This is a genomic window from Caballeronia sp. NK8, from assembly GCF_018408855.1.
Classification (GTDB): domain Bacteria; phylum Pseudomonadota; class Gammaproteobacteria; order Burkholderiales; family Burkholderiaceae; genus Caballeronia.
Window position 1 is genome coordinate 243,124 of sequence record NZ_AP024324.1, and the last position, 21,571, is coordinate 264,694.

Consider the following 21,571-nt stretch of genomic DNA (forward strand, 5'->3'; position numbering starts at 1 on the left):
CGGCAACAATCGAATTCTCGGCATGGTTGCCATGAGCCGAACGCATGGCTCAAGCTTCGAAAAGCCTTTCAAACTGGATCGGCCGCGCTCAGGATCTGTTTGACTTCCTGGAATGCCGCGAGTCCGAACGGCCCCAGTTCGCGGCCGATGCTGCTTTTCTTGTAGCCGCCCCAGGACGTCTGAGGAAAGATCAGTTGCGGTGAATTGATCCAGACGACGCCGGCCTGCAGCGCGCCGGCAACGCGCTGGCCGCGTGGCCCGTCGCGCGTGACGACGGTTGCGACCAGGCCGAACTCGGTATCGTTGGCCGTGGCGATCGCATCGTCTTCCGTATCGAAGCTGCGCACGCATAACACGGGTCCGAATATTTCTTCGCGCCATATTGCGCTGTCGGTGGGAAGATCGACGAACATGGTTGGCTGAACGAAATAGCCTGCTCCTTCCGGCGCTTCGCCCTGGACCACGAGACTCGCGCCATCCGCCTTGCCCCGCGCGATGAAACGTTGCACGCGTTCGTATTGCGCGCGGTTCGTGAGCGGCCCCATCTGCACGCCGGAGGCAAACGGATCGCCGACGACGGTTCGCGCCACGCGGTCGGCGAGGCGCGCGATCAGCGCCTCCGCGAGCGGCCGCTCGACGAGCACCCGCGACGTGGCCGAGCACATCTGTCCGGCATTGAAGAACGCGCCGCCCGTGACGAGATCGACGGCGAGATCGAGGTCGGCGTCCGCGAACACGACGATCGACGACTTGCCGCCCAGTTCGAGGCTCACGCCCTTGATGGATTGCGCCGCCGCTTTCATGACCTGCTCGCCGACCGCCGTGCTGCCGGTGAACGACACCTTCGACACGAGCGGATGCGTCGTGAGCGCCGCACCGACCTCCGCGCCGGTGCCCGTCACGACGTTGAATACGCCGGGCGGCAGACCCGCGCGCTCGACGATCGCGGCCAGCTCCAGCTCCGGCAAGGGGGTGAATTCGGAAGGCTTCAGCACGACGGTGCATCCCGCGGCGAGCGCGGGGGCGAGCTTCCACGCTGTCGTGACCATCGGGAAGTTCCATGGCACGATCAGGCCGACCACGCCCGTCGGTTCACGACGGATCACGGCGCGATGATCGCTGCTCGGAATCGCGATCTCTTCTTCGGCTGCGTCCAGCGTGTCGGCGAGTTCAGCGTAGTAGTCGAAGGTCGCGACCACGTCGCCGACGTCGATGCGCGATTCGGCAATCGGCTTGCCGTTGTTGAGCGACTGAAGCGCGGCGAGGTGCTCGCCATGCGCCTCCACAGCGCGCGCAAGCGCACGCAGAAAGCCGGCGCGCTGTGCGCCCGATGTCTGCTTCCAGGCGCGAAATGCACGCGATGCCGCGCGCACGGCGCAATCGACATCGGCGGGGCCGCCGACCTCCACTTCGACGATCGTTTCTTCCGTCGACGGATTGACGACGGCCAAGCGCCGCCGCGTCTCGGGCGCGCACCAGCGGCCATCGATGAAAAGTTGCGTGCGCAGCGGGACATCGAAAAGGGAACGTGTCTGCTCGCTCATGACGGCACCCGCGCAAACCAGTCGGCTTCGCGAACCTCGATCACGGTCGGGACCTCGCGCGATATCGCTTTCCGCAATTGCGTGTCGAGCGCCTGTGGATCGTCGGCGCGCGCAGCCTCGCATCCGAAGGCTTTCGCCAGCGCGATGAAGTCGGGCGTGTAGATATCGACGCCAACAGGCGAGATATCGCGCTGGTCCATATATTTGCGGATCTCGCCGTAGCCGAAGTTGTTCCAGAGCAGCACGATGACGGGCACGCGCGCTTCCACCGCGCTCGCCAGTTCCGGCAGCGTGAACTGAAGGCCGCCGTCGCCGATCAGACACACGACCGGCCGCTCGCGCGCGGCAAGCTTCGCGCCGATCGCGGCGGGCAGCCCGTATCCGAGCGTGCCGTAGCCGGTGGACGAGTTGAACCATGAGCGCGGGGCCGGCGCATCGTGAAGAAAATTGCCCGCGTAGACCGGGCTCGTCGAATCGCCTGCGATGATGACGCCGGGCAGCGCGTCGACGATCGTGTCGATCAGGCGTTGCTGCGATCGCATCGCGGCGTCGCAGCCGGCGAAGATGGCCTCGCGCACCGCCGTCACGCGCGCCGCGCCCCAGTCGGGCGATGCGGGACGCACCGGTCGCTCGTGCAGTCTCGTCGACAGCGCGCTCAACGTCTCGCGCGAGTCGCCGACGATAGCCACGTCCGGTTGCGCATTGCGCATGACCTGCTGCGCATCGATGTCGATGCGGATGAGTTGTCCGTCGATCGCGAACCCGCCATCGAAAAGCACGTCGTAGTCGGTTTCGCCCAGTTCGGTGCCGACCGCGAGCACGACGTCGGCTTCGCGAATCATCGCGCGGGTCGGCGGCAGCGACTGTGTCGAGCCGACGAGAAGCGGCTCTGCGCAGGGCAGAAGTCCTTTCGCGTTGGTGGTGAGCGCGACGGGCGCCTGCAGCCGCTCGGCCAGCTCGCGCAATTCGACCGCTGCGTGCGCCGCGCCGCCGCCGGCGAGAATCAGCGGGCGGCGGGCATCGGCGAGCAGTTCGACGGCAGCGGCGAGCGCGGCGGGATGCGCGGTGGGTTTCGCCGCGCGCACAGCGGGCGAAGCCTTCATCGCATGCACCGGGGACACGATGACATCGAGCGGAATCTCGATATGCACGGGCCGTGGCCGCGCGCTCTCGAACACCGCGAACGCGCGAGCCAGCACCTGAGGCAACTCGGCGGCATCGAGCAGGGTGTGGGAGAACGCGGCGAGTCCGTCGAATACTTGGCGCTGCGAAGGAAGCTCATGCAGACGACCGTCGCCGTTGCCGAGGTGGCTGCGTGCATTGACGCTCGATATCACGAGCATCGGAATGGAGTCGGCATAGGCTTGCGCCATCGCGGTCGCGATGTTGGTCATGCCCGGCCCGGTGATGATGAAGCACACGCCGGGCTTGCCCGTGACACGCGCGTAGCCGTCGGCCATGAAGCCCGCGCCTTGTTCGTGACGAGGCGTCACGTGCCGCATCGACGAGTGCGCGAGCCCGCGATAGAGCTCCACGGTGTGCACGCCCGGGATGCCGAAGACGTACTCGACGCCGTAGTTTTCGAGCAATGTGACGAGCGTTTCGCCACAGGTTCGAAGGCATGAGTCGAAGTGCTTGCTGGATTCGCGAAGGTTCATCGGTCGTCGCATTCCTGGTTGGTTTGAGCACGGACGCGGTCGGGGTGCACGAGTCAACAGTGCGCGCTGGCGGCGGGTGGGGTGGAATCATTCTCGACGCGGCCCGGTCGTGGCGACAATCGAAAAGATCTCATGGGGCGCATGACTTCCCTGCATGAGGCCGGGAAGACCCGCATGCACGGAGCCAATGCGGGAAAGGAACGAACGATGTCCGAAGCAGAATGGCGCGATGCTGCATACTTTGGCATCGCACCGCCGGGAACATCGACATGGCTAACGACCTTGCACGATCATGGCTGACCTTGAGCGCGCCCGTGGCCGCCGCGCGGGGCGCGGGCCGCCCCATCGTGGCGCTGGAATCGACCATCATCGCCCACGGCATGCCATACCCCGAGAACATCCGGACCGCGCGCGAAGTAGAGGCGCTGATTCGGGATGCCGGGGCCGAACCCGCGACGATCGCCGTGATCGGCGGGCGAATCCGCGTCGGCGTGACGGATGGCGAGCTGGAACTGCTCGGCCGTTCGGACCACGTGCACAAGGTCAGCCGCCGCGACCTGCCGGCCGTGCTGGCCAGCGGCGAGCCTGGGGCCACGACGGTTGCCGGCACGATGATATGTGCCGCACTGGCGGGCATCGAGGTATTCGTCACCGGCGGCATTGGCGGCGTGCACCGGGGCGCGCAGGAAACGTTCGATATCTCGGCCGATCTGCAGGAGCTGGCGAAGACCTCGGTGGCGGTGGTCTGCGCCGGCGCGAAGTCCATCCTGGACATCGGGCTCACGCTGGAATACCTGGAGACGCACGGCGTGCCGGTGCTCAGTTGCGAGCAGGACAATTTCGCGGCGTTCTACACGCGCGACAGCGGCTTTCGCGCGGACTTCAGGCTGGACGACGCGGCGCAGCAGGCACGCTTCCTCCGCGCCAAGTGGGATCTGGGACTCGCCGGGGGTGTGGTATTGAGCACGCCGGTGCCGAAAGCGTCGGAGATGGCGGTCGAAGAGATCGACGCTCTGACGCGGCAGGCGCTCGTCGCGGCGACGGAGCGAGGCATCACCGGCAAGGCGCTGACCCCTTTCTTGCTGGCTCGCATCCACGCGCTGACGGGCGGGCGCAGTCTGGCGACGAACATCGCGATCGTGAAACACAATGCCGAGGTGGGGGCGAGATTGGCGTTGGCGCTGGCGCATGCGAAGCCTGGGGCAGGCCAGGCCTGATGGCCGTGTTCGACGCAAAGGAGAGTGGATATGGAAACAGAGCAGCGCTCGAGCCCGCACATTCCGGCAATCGCGCCGGCGCGAACCGCGCTCATCGTCATGCATTACCAGACCGATATTCTCGGGCTGTTTCCATCGGTCGCGCCAGCGCTGATCGCCAATACGCGCAAGCTATGCGACGCGGCGCGGGCGAGCGGCGTCGGCGTTTATTTCGCCAATCTCCGCTTCAGTCCGGGCTATCCGGAAGTCAGCCCATCGAACAAGAACGGGCAGGGAATCAAACGGCTGGGTCTTTTCACCGACGACGGTATCGCGCCGGAGTTGGGCCGGCGCGACGATGAACCGCTCGTCATCGCGCACCGGGCCAGCGTGTTCTTCGGCACCGGTCTCGCGGAACGGCTCGCTGCACGAGGCTTCGATTCGCTGATCATGGCCGGTATTGCGTCGACCGGGGTCGTGTTGTCGTCGGTTGCGTATGCGAGCGATGCGGACTTTCGCCTGTACACGGTCAAGGATTGTTGTTACGACCCGGATCAGGTGGTGCATGACCATCTGTTTTCCACCGCGTTCGATTCGCGTACCACCGTGTTGTCGCTTGCGGATGCCTTGGTGCTGCTCGCGTCGAGTGGGATGGGCTGAAGGACCACTTTCGAAAAAGCGGTCCCGGCAATCTACTGAAAGATGAATCCGTCAGTTAGCATAGTAATTGCTGTGATCAATGGCGAACTCGCCATGACGCTCGCAGGACAGAGCGCAGCCTCGCGCGGTTTGGTTTCACAGTTAGCGTTGTAGCGATGCAAAACACATAAAGACCATACTCAAAGGAAAGAGCACGAACGAGAGTCTCGCGAATTGGGCCGTTTGTGAAACGAGCGACTCTGGCATCTCGATCGCGTCAAGCGGCTTATGTGAAGCTCGCGACCGGCGCGCAAGGCGTCTACTTTTCGTACACGAAGGGCGATGGCACGCGAAGTGTGACGTATAACGCGGCGAACCTCGCGGCGCTCATCAAGCAGCGTCAGCAGCGGCTAAAGAATGCTTGCCGCGCTCGCGCGCGATTCGCTCCATGTACCGATAGCTCTCTATCTCAAGAGGCTAACGCGATCAAAGGCAAAGACAAACTTCGGCGCAATCGCGCTGCCTCGCTCGGCCGTGCCGTATCCGGTCAAGCAGCCTTTTGAATCCGGCACAAATCGCCCGGAGAAAACGACTCGCTGTCCGCGCGAAAGCTTTGCGACCGAATCGAACAGCCGCGTTCCCCGCTGAATCTTCGACCCGGCGTCCTGCAACTCGCCGTTCGTGCCCAGCGTCAGATTGGGCGCAATCCTGATTTCAAACCGCGCTTCGTTGGCAAGATATGTATCGATACGTTCGACCGTACCGCTCCAATTGCGAGCCTCCTTCGGCATGTTGCACAGCGAGGTGTCGCGTGCGGGTCCAATCGACTCGTGCTGGACATCATTCTCGGCGTCATCCCAGCGCTGTGCTTGATGATTCACGACAGCAATGAGCGCGGCCTCGTCTTTTGGTCGCATGTCGCCCGTCTTGGGGCAGGCAAGCGCGCCGATGCAAATCAGCGCGAAGCTTGCTACCGCAAGCGAGAGAGTGTTTCGGTTCATGATGCGTAACGCGAGAAAAGTCGCGAAGTATAGGTTTATCGCGACACAACTCTGCTAGGCGCGCTCCGATATCCCTCTCAACTCGGAATGGTGGAAGGTCCGCAAATCCTCGGCTTGGACGGCGAGGCGATGGAGACGCGTTCGCGCACGTCGATGCTCGCGGGGGCGGGCTTCGCCGTATGACGCAGCGGACGTAACCGACCCGCATCTCGCGGCCTGGCTGCCTTCGTTTGGCTCTCCAGCTCCACGGCCAAACGGCGGGCGTCGGACTTGCCTACTTGCCGCCGGCGACTGCCCTCAAGCGCGCGTTGCTCGATGTGATCGATGTTTGTGCCAGTGGGATCTAGCGAAGCGCCGTGTCGATGCGCCGCGCTTCAATGCGGGCGAGCCGGAAGCCGTCACGCCGCACCGGCTTTTGCAACGCATTCGATTGTCAAGGTTCCGCGACGCCATCGCCGCCAAACGAGAACCGGCTTCCGCATGCCTGCGACACGCGCGAACTCGCTTCGACCAGGCGCGCGATAGCCATTTCCTTGATCGACGACACTTCCACGCTCGCGCCAATCAAGGTCAGACAGGCAACGGCTTCTTCCTGCACGTCCAGAATCGGCGCGCTTATGGCGGCGAGGCCGGGGATGAGCACGGACTCCGCCTCGTCATAACCACGCCGACGAACCGTTGCCAGACGATCGAGCAGATCTGACGGCGGCTTTTCGTGATTCTTCGATACGGCCAGTTCGATCAGATGGTCTCTTATCTGAGAGGGCATGAACGCGAGCATCGCGCGCCCCGTTGCCGAGTTGGTCAACTGGAATGTCGATCCGACTGACAGCGTCGTGATGAAGGGAACATAACTGCGTTCCCAACGGACGATGGTTGGACCGCGATCACCGAGCACATTGAGCAGTGTGGGGAGACCCGTGTCGGCGACCAGTTGCGGCATCGCTTCGCCGGCAAGCCGCAAAGGATCGAGGCGTCCGAGCGCGGACGCGCCGATGCGAATCGCAGCGGGGCCGAGATCGTAAAGTCCGGTGATTTCGTCCTGCACGGCCAGACCGCTCGCAGTGAGACTGGCGAGATAACGATGCGCAAGGCTGTTCGGCATGCCTGCCGCGCGCGCCAGTTCTCGCAACGGCGCAGCCTTCCCGGCTGTGACGAGCGCAAGCAGCATTTCCGTCGCCTTGTCCGCCGACTGGATGCGCCGTCGCCCGCCGCCACTGTCGGCGGACCCGGCAGACAATTCGTGCCTGGACGGCGTCGAAGTCTGCGTAGCTCGTCTTTTCGTTGTGGGCAATGCGGTGATTTCCTTGATCCGGATCGTCGATCGACGTGGGGATTCGCGCTCAGGCGGGCTGTTAACTCTACCACTCGCACCACGCTGTCCGGTCCGGTCAATGCCGCCCGCATTCGCCCCTTTCCTCGCGGAATGGCCGTTTTCCGCATTTCTTTTTGATTCGATTCAAACCTGTCGATCAGGGGGGAACGACCGGCCCACGGGCCTGCCGATCGTTATCCTATAGACAACGGGTTATCCCTATTTGCAACGTCAAATGACCGAGCTTACCGTTCGGCCAATGGGACTTCCCGCTCTTCGCAATACGGGAAGCGTCGATTCTGAAATCTGCAGCCTGAGAGAAATCGTGCTTGAAAAAAGAGAGTTTTATATCGATGGGCGCTGGGATGAACCCCGGACGGTGCGGGCGCTTCCCGTCGTCGATCCATCGACCGGACAGCCCTGCGCAGTCATTTCCGCCGGCGATGAAACCGACATCGATCGTGCGGTCGATGCGGCGCGCCGTGCCTTCACCGGCTGGTCGCGTACCACGCCGGTCGAGCGCCTCGCGCTGGTGGAGAAGCTCCTTGCGATCTACGAGCGTCGCGCGCCCGAGATGGCGGAGATGATCAGCCTGGAAATGGGCGCGCCCATCGACCTGGCCGCGCACGATCACGTCGGCGCTGGTGCGTTCCACATCGAAAATTTCATCGCCGCATTTCGTGACTTTCGATTCGAACGCCCGCTGGGAGCTCACGCTCCCGATGACCGCATCCTGATGGAGCCGATCGGCGTAGCGGGCCTCATCACGCCGTGGAACTGGCCGATGAACCAGGTCGCGCTGAAGGTCGTGCCCGCGTTGCTCGCGGGCTGCACCGCGGTGCTCAAGCCCTCGGAAATCGCCCCGTTGTCGTCGCTGCTTTTCGCGGAGTACATCGACGAAGCGGGCTTCCCGGGCGGTGTCTTCAATCTCGTCAATGGCGACGGCGCGCAAGCGGGCGCACGGCTCTCATCCCATCCGGATGTGGACATGATCAGCTTCACCGGTTCGACGCGCGCGGGCATCGCCATTTCGATCGCGGCGGCGCAGACCCTCAAGCGCGTGTCGCTCGAACTCGGCGGCAAAGGCGCGAATCTTGTCTTCGCAGACGCGGATGCCGGCGCAGTGAAGCGCGGTGTGCTCCATTGCTTCAAGAACACGGGACAAAGCTGCAACGCACCCACGCGCATGCTGGTCGAGCGGTCGATTTATGCGCGCGTGGTCGAGCAAGCGCGCGAGATCGCGCAAAGCGTGGCCGTCGATGTGGCTCATCAGCCGGGCAAGCATATGGGGCCGCTCGCATCCGAGGCGCAGTTCATGAAAGTGCAGGAGATGATCGAAAAGGGTATCGACGAAGGCGCGCGACTCGTGGCAGGCGGTCCCGGACGCCCACGCGGACAGGAGGCTGGTTACTTCGTTCGTCCGACTGTCTTCGCCGACGTGAGTAACCAGATGGCCATTGCCCGCGAGGAGATCTTCGGGCCGGTGCTCTCGATCATCCCGTTCGATAGCGAGGATGAAGCCATCGCCATTGCCAACGACACGCCCTACGGCCTCGCCAACTACGTGCAATCCACGGACGGCGAGAAGCGCAATCGCGTCGCCGCGCGGCTGCGCTCCGGCATGGTCGAGATGAACGGCAAACCGCGTGGAGCCGGATCGCCTTTCGGCGGCATCAAGGCATCGGGCCGTGCACGTGAGGGCGGCGTGTGGGGCATCGAGGAGTTTCTCGAGGTCAAGGCCGTCTCCGGCTGGGCGCACGCCTGAAGACTGCCCGCATCAACACGACTCAAGCAGGAGAGAACAGATGTCCAAAGCACTATCCGGTGTACGCGTGCTGGATCTGTCGCGCGTGCTCGCCGGACCCTGGGCGAGTCAGACGCTCGCGGATCTGGGAGCGGAAGTCATCAAGATCGAACGGCCCGGAAACGGCGATGACACGCGTGGCTGGGGACCGCCCTATCTGACGGACCCAGACGGTCGATCCACGGGCGAAGCCGCCTACTATCTCGCGGCCAATCGCGGTAAGAAGTCTGTGACCCTGAACATAGCGCGTGCGGAGGGTCAGGCCATCGTCCGTCAGCTCGCGGCACAGGCCGACGTATTCATCGAGAACTACAAGGTGGGCGATATGGCCCGCTATGGTCTGTCATACGAAGACCTTCGGAAACTCAACCCGCGTCTCGTCTATTGCTCGGTGACGGGTTTCGGGCAGACCGGACCGCTCGCCGGGATGGCCGGCTACGACTTCATCGTGCAGGGCATGGGCGGCCTCATGAGCATCACCGGCGAGCGCGATGAGTGTTCAGGTGGTGGCCCGCAGAAGGTCGGCGTCGCGTTTGCGGACATCATGACCGGCATGTATGCGACGGTCGCGATACTCGCGGCCATCGCCCAGCGGGCCACAACGGGTGAAGGGCAGTACATCGACATGGCGTTACTCGATGTTCAGGTGGCGACGATGGCCAACATGAACCTGAACTACCTCGTCTCGGGGACGACGCCGCGCCGGCAAGGCAATGCACACGCGAACATCGTGCCGTATCAGGTGTTCGACGCGAAGGACGGGCAAATGGTGATCGCCGTCGGCAACGACAGTCAGTTCGCGAAGTTCTGCGAGACGGGTGACTGCCTTCATCTCGCGGCCGACCCGAGATTCGCGACCAACGCTGCACGCGTGGCTCACCGCGATGTGCTCATTCCCATGCTCGAAAAGATGATGCTCACGCGCACGGTGGACGAGTGGACCGTGCAGCTCAATCGGAAAAGCGTGCCCGCCGGGCCCATCAACAGCATCGCGCAGGCGTTCGAGCATCCGCAGGTGAAACATCGGCAGATGCGGGTGGACATTGCGCATCCGTTGGCAGGCAGCGTGCCGAGCGTGGCCAGTCCTATCCGCATGTCCGCGTCACCCATGACCTACGATACGCCGCCGCCAACGCTCGGTCAGCACACCGACGAGGTGCTCGCATCGCTCTGCGGGATGCGTGCGGGCGATATCGAGGCGCTGCGCAGCCGCGCGATCGTATGAAAGACCCGCAGTGCTGCAATCGCGAACCGGGCAGGCGTTCCTTGCCGGCCGGCGCGCATATCGTTGAATCGGAGAAAGTACAGCATGAATGGCGCTGAGAGTCTTGTTACCACGTTGCTCGAGTCGGGCGTCGACACCTGCTTCGCCAATCCCGGAACCAGTGAGATGCACTTCGTTGCGGCACTGGATCAGATCCCGGGCATGCGTTGCGTGCTCGGCCTTCAGGAAAACATCGTGACCGGCATGGCCGATGGTTACTACCGTATCGCCGGCAAGCCGGCGAGCACGCTGCTGCACTGCGGGCCGGGGCTCGCCAATGGCTGGGCGAATCTGCACAACGCGCGCCGGGCCAATAGCGGCATCGTCAATATCGTGGGCGATCAGGCGACCTATCATCAGCCGTTCGATGCACCGCTCACCGCCGATACCGCTGGCCTCGCCAATGCCGTGTCGCGCTGGGTGCGCACGAGCCGGCACGCGGCCGATGTCGGCAGGGATGCGGCGACGGCGGTGGCGGCGGCGCGCACCGCGCCGGGACAGATCGCCACGCTCATTCTGCCGTCCGATACGTCGTGGGATGCAGGTGGCGTCGCCGCGCGCGCGCTGCCCGTTCCCGCCGCGCCTGCCGTCGATCCGTTCGCGGTCGAGACGGCTGCGCGCATCCTTCGGCACAACCCGAACGTACTGATCCTGCTCGGCGGACACTGCGCGATGCCGCAAGCGCAGGAGCTGGCATGGCGCATCGCGAGCGCAACGGGCGCGACACTGAAGTACGAGTATGTGAACGGACGCGTCGCGCGCGGCCGTGGCCGCTTGCCGATCGAGCGCCTGCCGTACAACACCGATCAGGCCATCAAGCTGCTGGAGCCATTCCAGCACATCATCCTGGTCAACGCGAAAGCACCGGTCGGATTCTTTGCGTACCCCGGCAAGCCTTCCATTCAATACTCGGGCACTGCGCAGATTCACACCGTGTCGCGCGTCGAGCAGGATCCTGTTTCCGCATTGCTGGCGCTCGCGCAAGCGCTGAATGCGCCCCCGGCCGCCATGCCCGATGCCGGTCCGCGACCCGAAGCGGGCCGGGGCACGCCGACGCCGGAAGGCCTCGCGCGGACGCTGGCCGCGCTCATGCCGGAGAACGCCATCGTGTCCGACGAGAGCGTTTCGTTCGGGCGCGGCTTCTACCAGTTCACCCATGGGGCCGCGCCGCACGACTGGCTTCAACTGACTGGCGGCGCCATCGGCGACGGCCTGCCCGTGGCGACCGGCGCGGCGGTGGCGAGCAGTGGAGCGAGGCGAGTCATCAGTCTGCAGGCGGACGGCTCGGCCATGTATTCGTTGCAGTCCTTATGGACCCAAGCTCGCGAGAAGCTGCCCTGCACGACGATCCTTCTCAGCAACCGGAAATACAACATCCTGATCGGCGAATACCAGAATGTCGGCGCCATTCCGGGCCCGACCGCAATGAGCATGCTCGATCTCTCCAACCCCGAACTCGACTGGGTAAAGCTCGCCAATGGCATGGGCGTGGAAGCGGCGCGCGCGACGACACTGGAAGCATGCGCGGACCTGATGAAGCAGAGCTTCCTGCAAAACGGGCCTTTCCTGATCGAACTGATCATCTGAATTCACGGAGACTCAACAACGTGAGCAATACCACGCATCTCGGCTTTCTGGGCCTCGGAAACATGGGCGCCGCGATTGCCCTGCGGCTCATTCATCCAGGCTCGACGCTGCATGTGTTCGACCCGAATCCGGAAGCGGTCGGGCCGCTCGTCGAAGCTGGCGCGATCGCGCATGCCAGCCCGCGTTCGGTGGCGGATGCGGCGACCGTTGTCATGGCCTGTCTGCCGAACAGCGACGTCTGCGAACGCGCGCTGTTCGGGCAGGATGCCGTGGTTTTGGGCAAGCGCGTGCAAACCTATATCGAGATGTCCACGCTCGGACCGACCGTGATCTCGTCGAATGCGAAGCGGCTCGCTGCCTCGAACATCGCGACCATCGATGCGCCAGTCAGCGGCGGGCCCGCTGCGGCGCGCGCAGGCACCTTGTCGATCATGCTGTCCGGCAATGACGAAACCATCGCTACCGCCATGCCGTGGCTCACACTCATCGCAAAGACAATCTGCCGGCTCGGCGAACAGCCCGGCCAGGCCCAGGCGATGAAGCTGGTGAACAACATCATGCTCGCAGCCAACATGGCCGTGGCTTCCGAGGCGCTCACGATCGGCGCGACGGCGGGACTCGACGCGGACGCCATGATCGAGGTGATCCGGTCGAGCACCGGCCACAGCGCGGCCGCGGATATTCTCGCCCGCTTCGCCATCTGCGGCGCATTCGACTTCGGTGCGTACATGTCGATCGTGGCAAAGGACGTGGAGCTTGCCATTGCCGAAGCAAAGGCGCTCGACGTGCCGGTGCCCGTGCTGAACGAAGCGCGAAGTCTGTGGCATGGCGCCATCGAACAGGGCCACGGAGGCGACGACTTCACGTCCATCCTCAAGATCGTGGAAGTACGCGGCGGCGTGACGGTTCGTGGCGCGCCACGACGATAGCTCCGCGGATAGCGTTCATTAACCCTTCAACTGCCTGAACCCACGGAGAAAATCATGAATTCCGCCGAGCTGATCGCGAAACTTGCCTATGCCACTCCGGAAACGGCACCACTGGTGCCGGGGCGTCGCGAGTTCTTCAAATATCGCGACCTTGGTGTCACGGATGCCACGGACGGTCGCATGCGTGCGCAACTCACCATTGCCACGGGCGACATGCAGCAAACGGGCTGGCACTACCACTTGTGCGAGTCCCAGTTCATCTTCACGTTGCGAGGATGGGTTGATCTACTGATCGAGGACGGACGGAAGATTCGCGTGAGCGCAGGCGAATCGCTGCTTATTCCGGGTGGGCTGAAGCACAACGAGATCGCCATCTCGGAAGACTTCGAGCTTCTCGAAGTGTCCGTGCCGGCAAAGATGGGCACGGTGGCCTGCGAAGCGCCCGAGGCCTTCGCTTCCCGACGTTGAACGACATAACGAACGCAGAGAGAACTTCAAAATGACCAAAGGTTATATTTTTGCCGAAGTGAATATTCGCTCGGCCAACGCCGAGTGGAGCGAATACAGCAGCAAGGTTCAGGCAACGCTCGACGCATACGGCGGCGTGTTCCTGATTCGTGGCGGCACGCAAAACGTGCTGGAAGGAACAACGGATGGCGGCACGATCGTGGTCCTCGAATTCGAAAGCCTCCAACGCGCGGAAGAATGGTATGCATCGACCGCGTATCAGGACATCCTGCCGCTGCGACTGCGTAATGCAGAGGCGCGAGTCATGTGTCTCGCCGGGGCCAGTTAAGTCAATCTGAATGTTGTCGGGTCATCCAGCGCGATACTCCATCCTTGTAATTTCGTATGGCTAAATAAAATTGGGAGACCAGATTTTGAAAACAGCCGAAGACTTCACTGTTAGTTTGAAAAATCAAAACCGAAAGAAATAGTCAGGACCGGAGACAGGTATGGCCTTGGTAATTGTTCTTTGTTCGCTGACGTTTCTCATGGTCGCGGCGTATCGCGGCTACAGCGTGATTCTTTTTGCGCCGATCGCCGCGCTCGGCGCTGTCTTCCTCACGGAACCCGCAGCCGTGGCGCCGGTGTTCTCGGGCATCTTCATGGAGAAGATGGTTGGCTTCGTGAAGCTCTACTTTCCGGTGTTTCTGCTTGGCGCATTATTTGGAAAGTTGATCGAGATATCGGGATTTGCAGCCGCCATTGTCGCGGCCGCCATCCGGTATATCGGCCGTTCACGCGCGAATGTCGTGATCATTACGGTGTGCGCGTTGCTGACTTACGGCGGGGTGTCGGTATTCGTGGTCGTGTTTGCGGTCTATCCATTCGCTGCGGAACTCTATCGGCAGAGCAACATTCCGAAGCGGTTAATGCCTGGCGTCATCGCGTTGGGCGCGTTCTGCTTCACCATGGATGCGCTTCCCGGCACGCCGCAGATTCAAAACATCATCCCGTCGACCTTTTTCAAGACCACGGGCTGGGCCGCGCCTGCGCTTGGGATGAGCGATTCGGTATTCATGCTCGTCGTCGGACTGATCTATCTCGAATGGCGCAGAAAGAGCGTGATGGCAACGGGCGAAGGTTACGGCACGGCGCTCGTCAACGAACCGGAGCGCGTGGCGCAGAACATGTTGCCCAACCCGGTGCTGGCGATCATGCCGCTAGTCCTGGTCGGCGTCTCGAACTATTGCTTCACGAAGTGGATTCCGCTCTGGTATGGGCCTTCGTACACCGTGGCGCCGGAGGTGCTGCCAGGCGTGCACGGTCAGGTTACGACGTCGATCAAGACGGTGACAGCGATCTGGTCCGTCGAGGCTGCATTGATTCTCGGCATCGCGCTCGTGGTCTTGACTGCGTACAGGCGGGTCGCAGCCACTTTTGCCGATGGCACGCGCGCTGCTGCAAGCGGCGCCTTGCTGGCCGCAATGAATACGGCGTCGGAATATGGCTTCGGTGCAGTGATCGCCGCATTGCCGGGTTTCCTGGTGGTAAGCGATGCGCTCAAGACCATCCCTAACCCGCTCGTCAATGCCGCCGTGTCGGTGAGCACGCTGGCCGGCATCACCGGGTCGGCCTCCGGCGGCATGAGCATCGCGCTTGCCGCGACATCCGATTTGTTGATCAGGAATGCGCAAGCCGCGCACATACCGCTGGATGTCCTGCATCGCGTCGTCGCGATGGCGAGCGGCGGCATGGACACGCTACCGCACAACGGGGCCGTCATCACGTTGCTGGCAGTGACCGGGTTGACGCATCGTCAGTCTTACCGGGAGATTTTCGCGATCACGCTCATCAAGACCATGGCCGTCGCGTTCGTCATCGGCGTCTATTACGTCACCGGGTGGGTTTGAAACCCGCGGGAGGGGTCAGCGACCGCGCGACGTCGAACAACGTGGAGGTGAACTTCAAATACCAGTTGGGACAGATTCCAGCTTCAGCGACGAAGCTCCTCCGCGCCTTTCCCCGTCCACCGTTTGAGCGCGCGCCGAAAGTTCGCGGCATCGCTGAATCCAAGCAGCATCGCGACGTCCTCGGTGCTCATCTTTGTCGTTTTCAGGTATTCGAGCGCGAGCGAGCGTTTGACATCGTCGACGATGGCCTGGAACGACGAGCCTTCCTCATCCAGTCGCCGCCTCAGGGTGCGCGATGTCAGATGCATCGACTTCGCGACGCTCTCCATGTCGGGAAAGGATCCGGGCGTGGCCATCAGGCTTTGGTACACCTCGCCCGAGACGCCGCTGGATGTCTTCGCCTGTCCAATCAACCGATCGCAGGTCTCTTGCAGCAATGTCGTCGTGAGAGGGTGAGCAAGTTGCGGCTTGCGTTCAAGAATCGCGCTGTCGTAGACCAGCTCGCATTGCTCCTGATCGAAGAGGCATTCGCATCCGAGATAGTCAGCGTAAATGTCTGCATGCGAGGGCGCGGGATATGAGAAACACGCCCTCACCGGCGGGCATACGCCGCCGGCGACGTCCTGAAGATGCGTCACGTGTTGCGTGTATTGCTGCTCGATGATGAATTCGCGCAGTTCGCGCGACGGACTCGACGTGAACGCATCAGGAAACGTCCAGACCATGCGATCCGGATACTCCGTCCATTCGATAGCGACGGTCGGCGTTGCGAGCCGGTGATACTTCACGCCGAGCTTGAAATAGTCGCGCAACGACAAACACGACATGAGCGCGTAGCCATACATCCCGTAGGCGGACAAATGCAATTTGCGTCCGACCTTGAAAGGCGTTGCCGGCTCGCAGCCGAGCGACACGGCATTCCTGCAGACAGTCGCGTACTGCCCGACGGACGTGAGGACAGACGCGTCCTGCAGTTCGACAACCGTGACGCCCGAGCCACTCAGGCTGTCTTCAGGCGCGATGCCTTGCTCTGCCAGCACCTCGACCAGTGCGGCGATCTTGTAGGGCGCGAACATGCGTTCGTTGAGCGGAGGTCGAATGGTAGCCATGTGTCCTGTTGTCCTCTGAGGACTCTCGAGTGTCCGAAAAAGACCTTTTCTCGCGGATGCTACCTCAATAAGATTCGAGTCACAAGGCGTCACTCCGTGTACGGGAGGCGCTGAATGGAAACGGAGACGAGGATTTTTCGATGAGCGATTCGAGCCGCAAGGTCATCATTTCGTGCGCTGTCACCGGCGCCACCCACGTTCCGACGATGTCGGAGCATCTGCCGATCACCCCCGCCCAGATTCGCGATCAGGCGATCGAAGCCGCCGAAGCCGGAGCGGCGATCATTCATCTCCACGCACGCGATCCCATCGACGGCCGCCCGACGCCCAACCCCGACATCTTCCGCGAATTCGTCCCCGCCATCGCGGAGGCGACGGACGCGGTCATCAACATCACGACGGGCGGCAGCACGCGCATGAGCCTGGAAGAGCGGCTTGCGTATCCACTGCGCGCGGCGCCCGAGATGTGTTCGCTCAACATGGGCTCGATGAATTTCTCGATCCATCCGCTTGCGGCGAAAACGTCGTCGTGGCGCTACGAATGGGAAAAGGGGTATGTCGAAGGCATGGAGGACATGATCTTCCGCAACACCTTCAAGGACATCAAGCACATCCTCCTCGAACTCGGCGGTAAAGGCACGCGATTCGAGTTCGAGTGCTATGACCTCGGACATCTTTACAATCTCGCGCATTTCGTCGATCAGGGCTTGATCAAGCCGCCGTTCTTCATTCAGTCGGTGTTCGGCATTCTCGGCGGCATGGGCGCGGATCCCGAGAACATGACCGTGATGCGCGCAACGGCCGACCGCCTGTTCGGACGCGAGAACTATCACTTCTCCGTGCTCGGCGCGGGCCGTCACCAGATGCCGCTCGTCACGATGAGCGCGATTCTCGGCGGCAACGTCCGCGTCGGGCTGGAAGACAGCGTGTACATCGCCAAGGGCGTCAAGGCCGAGTCGAACGCGCAGCAAGTACGCAAGATCCGTCGCATCCTCGAAGAGCTGTCGCTCGAAATAGCGTCGCCGGACGACGCGCGCGCGATGCTCGGGCTGAAAGGGCGCGACAAGGTTACACCGTAAGACTCTCGATATTCGCAGACAGGGCGCAGACCCATCCCGGAGACACAATGAACATCATCGACGACCTCGACAAGCTGCACCGCGCCGCTACCCGCAAAGCGATGCAGCGCCTTATTCCACTCATGTGTGCGATCTACTTCATGTCGTTCCTGGATCGCACGAACGTCGCGCTGGCGAAAGCTCAACTGGCAATCGATGTCGGCATCAGCGCCGCCGCGTACGGGTTGGGTTCGGGCATCTTCTTCATCGGTTATGCCTTGCTGGAGGTGCCGAGCAACCTCGCCGCGCATCGCATCGGGCCGCGTCGATGGATTGCGAGAATTGCGGTGACATGGGGCATTCTCTCCACCGCGATGATGTTCGTGCAGGGCGAGTGGTCGTTCTACGTTCTGCGCGTGCTGCTGGGCATCGCCGAGGCCGGGCTTTTCCCGGCGCTCATGTACATGGTCACGCTCTGGTTCGCACCGAACGACAAGCCGGTCGTCGTGGGCTGGATCTACATCGCGCCGGCGCTCGCGCTGATGCTCGGCAGTCCGCTCGGCGGCGCGCTGATGCAGATGAACGGACTCGGCGGACTGCACGGCTGGCAATGGATGTTCATGATCGAGGGCATTCCCAGCGTACTGGTCGGCATTCTGCTTTTCTTCAAGATGCCGGAACGTCCGCGCGACGCTCGCTGGCTGTCCGCCGAGGAAGCCCAGGCGCTGGAGTCGCGTGCCGCCGCTGACGCGCAAGGACATCCGGAGCTGACGTCTTCCGACTGGATGGCAGCGTTGAAGCGCCCTACGACCGTCATGATGGGCCTGATCTACTTCCTCAACCAGGTGGCGTTCGTCGGTCTGTACTTTTTCGCGCCCTCGATGATTCAGCAGATGCACGTCAAGTCGCCGCTGCTCGTCGGCGTGCTTGCCGCGAGCGTCGGTCTTGGTTTCCTGCTGGGCGTGCTGATCCTGCCACGGATTCATCGGCGCTACGGCAATGACTGCGCGTTCCTGGGCATTCTCACGGTTGGACTCATCGCCGGCGCGTGCGCGTTCATCGCCACGTCGAGCCCCGCGGCGCGCATGGTGCTGCTTGCGGTGACGGCTTTCTTCGCCGGGGGCGTGTTGCCATCGTACTGGGCCATTGCGATGAAGCGCCTTCACGGCATTCAGGCCGCTGCAGGTCTCGCGTTCATCAACACGATCGGGCTGATCGGCGGGTTCGTCGGCCCCTACCTGTTCGGCTTGGCCGAGACGGTGACGGGACGTAGCGATTCCGGCTTTTACATCATTCTCGTGGCGTCGTTGCTCGGCCTGCTGCTTGTGCCATTGTTCGCAAAGGCGATTCGCCGCGAGGCCGAAGCATCGTCCCCGCTTGGCAACGGCAGTGCTGCCGGCATGCAATCCTGAACGATCGACACAGAGCGAAAAGATGAGACTACAGAAAAAGGTAACGCTGATCACGGGCGCGGGGCAGGGCATTGGCGCCGCTACCGCTCGCAAGTTCGCGCAGGAAGGCGCGGCCGTTGTCGTGTGCGATGTGAACGAGAAAGCGCTCAGGGAAGTGACGCAGGCTTGCCAGAAGGCGGGTGCAGAAACGGCGGCATACTGCATCGACATGACTGACAGGCTCGCCGTCGACGAGGTGGTCGCGGGCGCGATCAAGCGCTTCGGCCGTATCGATGTGCTCGTGAACAATGCGGGGATCACGCGCGACGCTCGTCTCCAGAAGATGACCCTGGACCAGTTCGACGCGGTGATCGACGTCAACCTGCGCGCTGTCTTCCATGCCAGCCAGGCCGTCCTGGACGGAATGGTCGCGCAAGGCTCGGGCGTCATTCTGAATGCGAGTTCGGTCGTCGGCATCTATGGGAATTTCGGCCAGACCAACTACGCCGCGTCCAAGTTCGGTGTGATCGGTTTCACCAAGACATGGAGCCGGGAACTCGGGCCGAAGGGCATTCGCGTCAACGCTGTCGCCCCCGGGTTCATCGACACGTCGATCCTGTCGACGATCCCCGAAGACGTTCTGCGCAAGATGCGCGAACAGGTGCCGCTGGGCCGGCTCGGTGCGCCGGAAGAGGTCGCGAATGTCTACGCGTTTCTTGCGAGCGACGAAGCGAGTTACATCAATGGCGCCGTGATCGAAGTGTCCGGCGGCATGACGCTCTGAGATCCACATGAATACTTTTGAACTGTTGAAGCCGCAGCCTGGTTTGCGGGTACTGATCACCGGCGCGGCCTCGGGCATCGGCGCCGCGATGGCTCAGGCGTTCGTCGAGGCCGACGCGCAGGTCGTCATCTGCGACGTCGATGCCGTCGCCGTCGAAGCATTTACGTCGACGAGTGCGTCGTTGCATGGCTGCGTCGCGGACGTGAGCGACTCGAACCAGGTCGATGAGGTCGTCGCGGCAACCGGGCGCGCGCTGGGCGGACTCGATCTGCTGATCAACAACGCCGGCATCGCCGGTCCGACCGGGGCTATCGAAGATATCGACGCGCAACAGTGGGAGCGAACGGTCACCACCAATCTGAACGGACAGTTCAACTTCCTGCGCAAGGCGGTGCCGCTCATGAAGGAGACCTCCCGCAGCGCGAGCATCATCACGATGTCTTCCGTTGCGGGGCGGCTCGGCTACGCGTTTCGCACGCCCTACGCGGCGACGAAGTGGGCGCTGGTCGGGCTGACCAAATCGCTGGCCATCGAACTGGGGCCCAGCGACATTCGAGTCAACGCCATTCTGCCGGGCATCGTGCAAGGGGAACGGATGGATCGCGTGATCGCCGCGCGGGCGGAATCACTGGGCGTGACGGCAGACGCAATGCGGGATGAATACCTGGGGAAGATCTCGTTACGTCGCATGGTGACGGTGCAGGACATATCCGCCACGGCGCTTTTTCTTGCTTCACCCGCCGCCCGCAACATCACCGGGCAGTCGATCAGCGTCGACGGGAACGTAGAGTATCTCTGAGGACTTTCTGCTGGTTGGCTTCGCCGGCGACGTGGACAGAACCGATCTGCATCGTTATATTCAATAAGATATAACGTGGAGCGGCAATGGAAACGGTACAGGCGTCCAGATGTTCATCCGCCAGCTGAAGTATCTCGTCACGCTCGCGACCGAGCAGCATTTTGCGAAAGCGGCCGAGTTGTGCAACGTGTCGCAGCCGGCCTTGTCATCGGCGATCCGCAGTCTCGAAACGGAACTGGGGCTCGTGATCGTCAAACGCGGACGGCGCTTCCTTGGTTTCACGGAGGAAGGCGAGCGGGTGCTCGGCTGGGCGCGCCAGACGCTCGCCGCGCTCGAGCACATGCGCCAGGATGCGTCGGCGTCGCAGGTGCGCCTGACGGGCACGCTGCGCTTCGGCGTGATTCCGACGACCATGCCGATCATCGGCCTGTTGCTCGGCGCGTGCCGCGCGCAGCACGCAGCGATCCACTACGCCGTGCGTTCGCTGAGTTCCGATGTCATTCTCCGTCAGCTCGACGACTACGAGATCGATATCGGCTTCACGTATCTCGACAAGCGCGTGCAGGCCGGCTTCGCGGTTCTGCCGCTGTATCTGGAGCGCTACTTTCTGTTGTCTCCAGCGGGGACGCACACGCGTGCGCGCCCGCGCGCGGCGAAGTGGTCGGAACTGGGCAACCTGCCGTTCTGTCTGCTCGGCACCGCGATGCAGAATCGCCAGGTGATCAGCGCGGCGTTCAGGCGCGCGAGCGTCCAGCCGACTGTCGTGCTGGAAACCGATTCGCTGCTCGCCCTGCATTCGAACGTGCAGCACGCGGGGTTGCACAGCATCCTTCCGCATAGTCTTCTCAGCGTGATCGACGGCAAGGAAAGCGGCGTGCGCGCGATTCCACTCGAGCCCGAACTCACGCGCGAGATCGGGCTCATCACGCGCAGTGCGCCGGCCATGCCGCCGCTCGTCGCGGCGATGTGGAGCGCGGTTGGCGAACTCGATCTCCAGCAGCGCTTCGATACGCTGCTGCCGCGCGCACAACGCGGCGCTTGATAAGCCGCGCTTATCAGCGCATACGTCCAAACGATTGGACGCGACCACGTCCGTTCGCCGAGACTTGGCTCCATCGACCCAGCGCGTCATGACT

At 62.8% G+C, this 21,571-nt stretch carries 19 protein-coding genes; 14 read left to right on the top strand and 5 right to left on the bottom strand.

The genetic code is table 11. The features are described 5' to 3' along the window. Positions 1-68 precede the first annotated feature (68 nt). Positions 69-1,544 carry an aldehyde dehydrogenase family protein gene (locus tag NK8_RS22715; protein ID WP_213231260.1) on the bottom strand — a complete coding sequence of 492 codons (1,476 nt, stop codon included), beginning with the start codon at positions 1,542-1,544 and terminating at the stop codon, positions 69-71. Then, positions 1,541-3,202 carry a 5-guanidino-2-oxopentanoate decarboxylase gene (locus tag NK8_RS22720; protein WP_213231261.1) on the bottom strand — a complete coding sequence of 554 codons (1,662 nt, stop codon included), beginning with the start codon at positions 3,200-3,202 and terminating at the stop codon, positions 1,541-1,543. The genes NK8_RS22715 and NK8_RS22720 overlap by 4 nt, the downstream gene beginning before the upstream one ends. Positions 3,203-3,471: 269 nt before the next feature. Between NK8_RS22720 and NK8_RS22725 the strand changes: the two genes are divergently transcribed. After that, on the top strand, positions 3,472-4,419 hold the full coding sequence (locus NK8_RS22725; protein WP_213231262.1) for a pseudouridine-5'-phosphate glycosidase: 948 nt from the start codon (positions 3,472-3,474) through the stop codon (positions 4,417-4,419). Between the two features lie 30 nt (positions 4,420-4,449). Then, positions 4,450-5,058, top strand: coding sequence for an isochorismatase family cysteine hydrolase (locus tag NK8_RS22730; RefSeq protein WP_213231263.1), 609 nt, complete (start codon positions 4,450-4,452; stop codon positions 5,056-5,058). 443 nt (positions 5,059-5,501) lie between these two features. Here NK8_RS22730 and NK8_RS22735 read toward each other — a convergent pair whose 3' ends face one another. Further along, positions 5,502-6,038: a hypothetical protein gene (locus NK8_RS22735; RefSeq protein ID WP_162068994.1), complete on the bottom strand. Its 537-nt coding sequence runs from the start codon at positions 6,036-6,038 to the stop codon at positions 5,502-5,504. Positions 6,039-6,471: 433 nt separating this feature from the next. Then, positions 6,472-7,209 carry an IclR family transcriptional regulator gene (locus NK8_RS22740; protein ID WP_213231264.1) on the bottom strand — a complete coding sequence of 246 codons (738 nt, stop codon included), beginning with the start codon at positions 7,207-7,209 and terminating at the stop codon, positions 6,472-6,474. A gap of 469 nt (positions 7,210-7,678) precedes the next feature. Between NK8_RS22740 and NK8_RS22745 the strand changes: the two genes are divergently transcribed. The 7 genes from NK8_RS22745 (at position 7,679) to NK8_RS22775 (ending at position 15,294) form a co-directional block, all read left to right on the top strand. Then, positions 7,679-9,118, top strand: coding sequence for an aldehyde dehydrogenase family protein (locus NK8_RS22745; RefSeq protein ID WP_225936392.1), 1,440 nt, complete (start codon positions 7,679-7,681; stop codon positions 9,116-9,118). Between the two features lie 40 nt (positions 9,119-9,158). After that, a complete protein-coding gene (locus NK8_RS22750; protein WP_213231266.1) occupies positions 9,159-10,382 on the top strand; it encodes a CaiB/BaiF CoA-transferase family protein in 1,224 nt (407 codons plus the stop codon). An 84-nt stretch (positions 10,383-10,466) separates the two neighbouring features. Continuing rightward, positions 10,467-12,008, top strand: a complete 1,542-nt coding sequence (locus tag NK8_RS22755) for an acetolactate synthase large subunit (protein ID WP_213231268.1) — start codon at positions 10,467-10,469, stop codon at positions 12,006-12,008. Between the two features lie 20 nt (positions 12,009-12,028). After that, the gene (locus NK8_RS22760; RefSeq protein ID WP_213231270.1) at positions 12,029-12,937 is read left to right on the top strand and encodes an NAD(P)-dependent oxidoreductase; all 909 of its coding nucleotides are present in this window, start codon (positions 12,029-12,031) and stop codon (positions 12,935-12,937) included. Positions 12,938-12,991: 54 nt separating this feature from the next. Beyond that, complete coding sequence (locus NK8_RS22765) at positions 12,992-13,405, top strand: cupin domain-containing protein (protein ID WP_213231272.1); 414 nt, start codon at positions 12,992-12,994, stop codon at positions 13,403-13,405. A gap of 31 nt (positions 13,406-13,436) precedes the next feature. Beyond that, entirely contained in the window at positions 13,437-13,733 is a 297-nt protein-coding gene (locus NK8_RS22770) for a DUF1330 domain-containing protein (protein WP_162069001.1), read from the top strand. A 160-nt stretch (positions 13,734-13,893) separates the two neighbouring features. Continuing rightward, entirely contained in the window at positions 13,894-15,294 is a 1,401-nt protein-coding gene (locus tag NK8_RS22775; RefSeq protein ID WP_213231273.1) for a GntP family permease, read from the top strand. A gap of 83 nt (positions 15,295-15,377) precedes the next feature. On the opposite strand, the gene NK8_RS22780 is transcribed toward NK8_RS22775, so the two are convergent. After that, complete coding sequence (locus NK8_RS22780; RefSeq protein WP_213231276.1) at positions 15,378-16,403, bottom strand: AraC family transcriptional regulator; 1,026 nt, start codon at positions 16,401-16,403, stop codon at positions 15,378-15,380. Positions 16,404-16,543: 140 nt separating this feature from the next. On the opposite strand from NK8_RS22780, the gene NK8_RS22785 reads away from it, so the two are divergent. The 5 genes from NK8_RS22785 to NK8_RS22805 all read left to right on the top strand — a co-directional run bounded on the left by NK8_RS22785 (position 16,544) and on the right by NK8_RS22805 (position 21,477). Beyond that, positions 16,544-17,482: a 3-keto-5-aminohexanoate cleavage protein gene (locus NK8_RS22785; RefSeq protein WP_213231278.1), complete on the top strand. Its 939-nt coding sequence runs from the start codon at positions 16,544-16,546 to the stop codon at positions 17,480-17,482. Between the two features lie 47 nt (positions 17,483-17,529). Then, entirely contained in the window at positions 17,530-18,873 is a 1,344-nt protein-coding gene (locus NK8_RS22790) for an MFS transporter (RefSeq protein ID WP_213231279.1), read from the top strand. Positions 18,874-18,895: 22 nt separating this feature from the next. Then, a complete protein-coding gene (fabG, locus tag NK8_RS22795) occupies positions 18,896-19,636 on the top strand; it encodes a 3-oxoacyl-ACP reductase FabG (protein WP_213231280.1) in 741 nt (246 codons plus the stop codon). A 7-nt stretch (positions 19,637-19,643) separates the two neighbouring features. Next, complete coding sequence (locus tag NK8_RS22800; protein WP_213231281.1) at positions 19,644-20,435, top strand: SDR family oxidoreductase; 792 nt, start codon at positions 19,644-19,646, stop codon at positions 20,433-20,435. Positions 20,436-20,544: 109 nt separating this feature from the next. Further along, a complete protein-coding gene (locus NK8_RS22805; RefSeq protein ID WP_213231282.1) occupies positions 20,545-21,477 on the top strand; it encodes a LysR family transcriptional regulator in 933 nt (310 codons plus the stop codon). Positions 21,478-21,571: the final 94 nt, after the last annotated feature.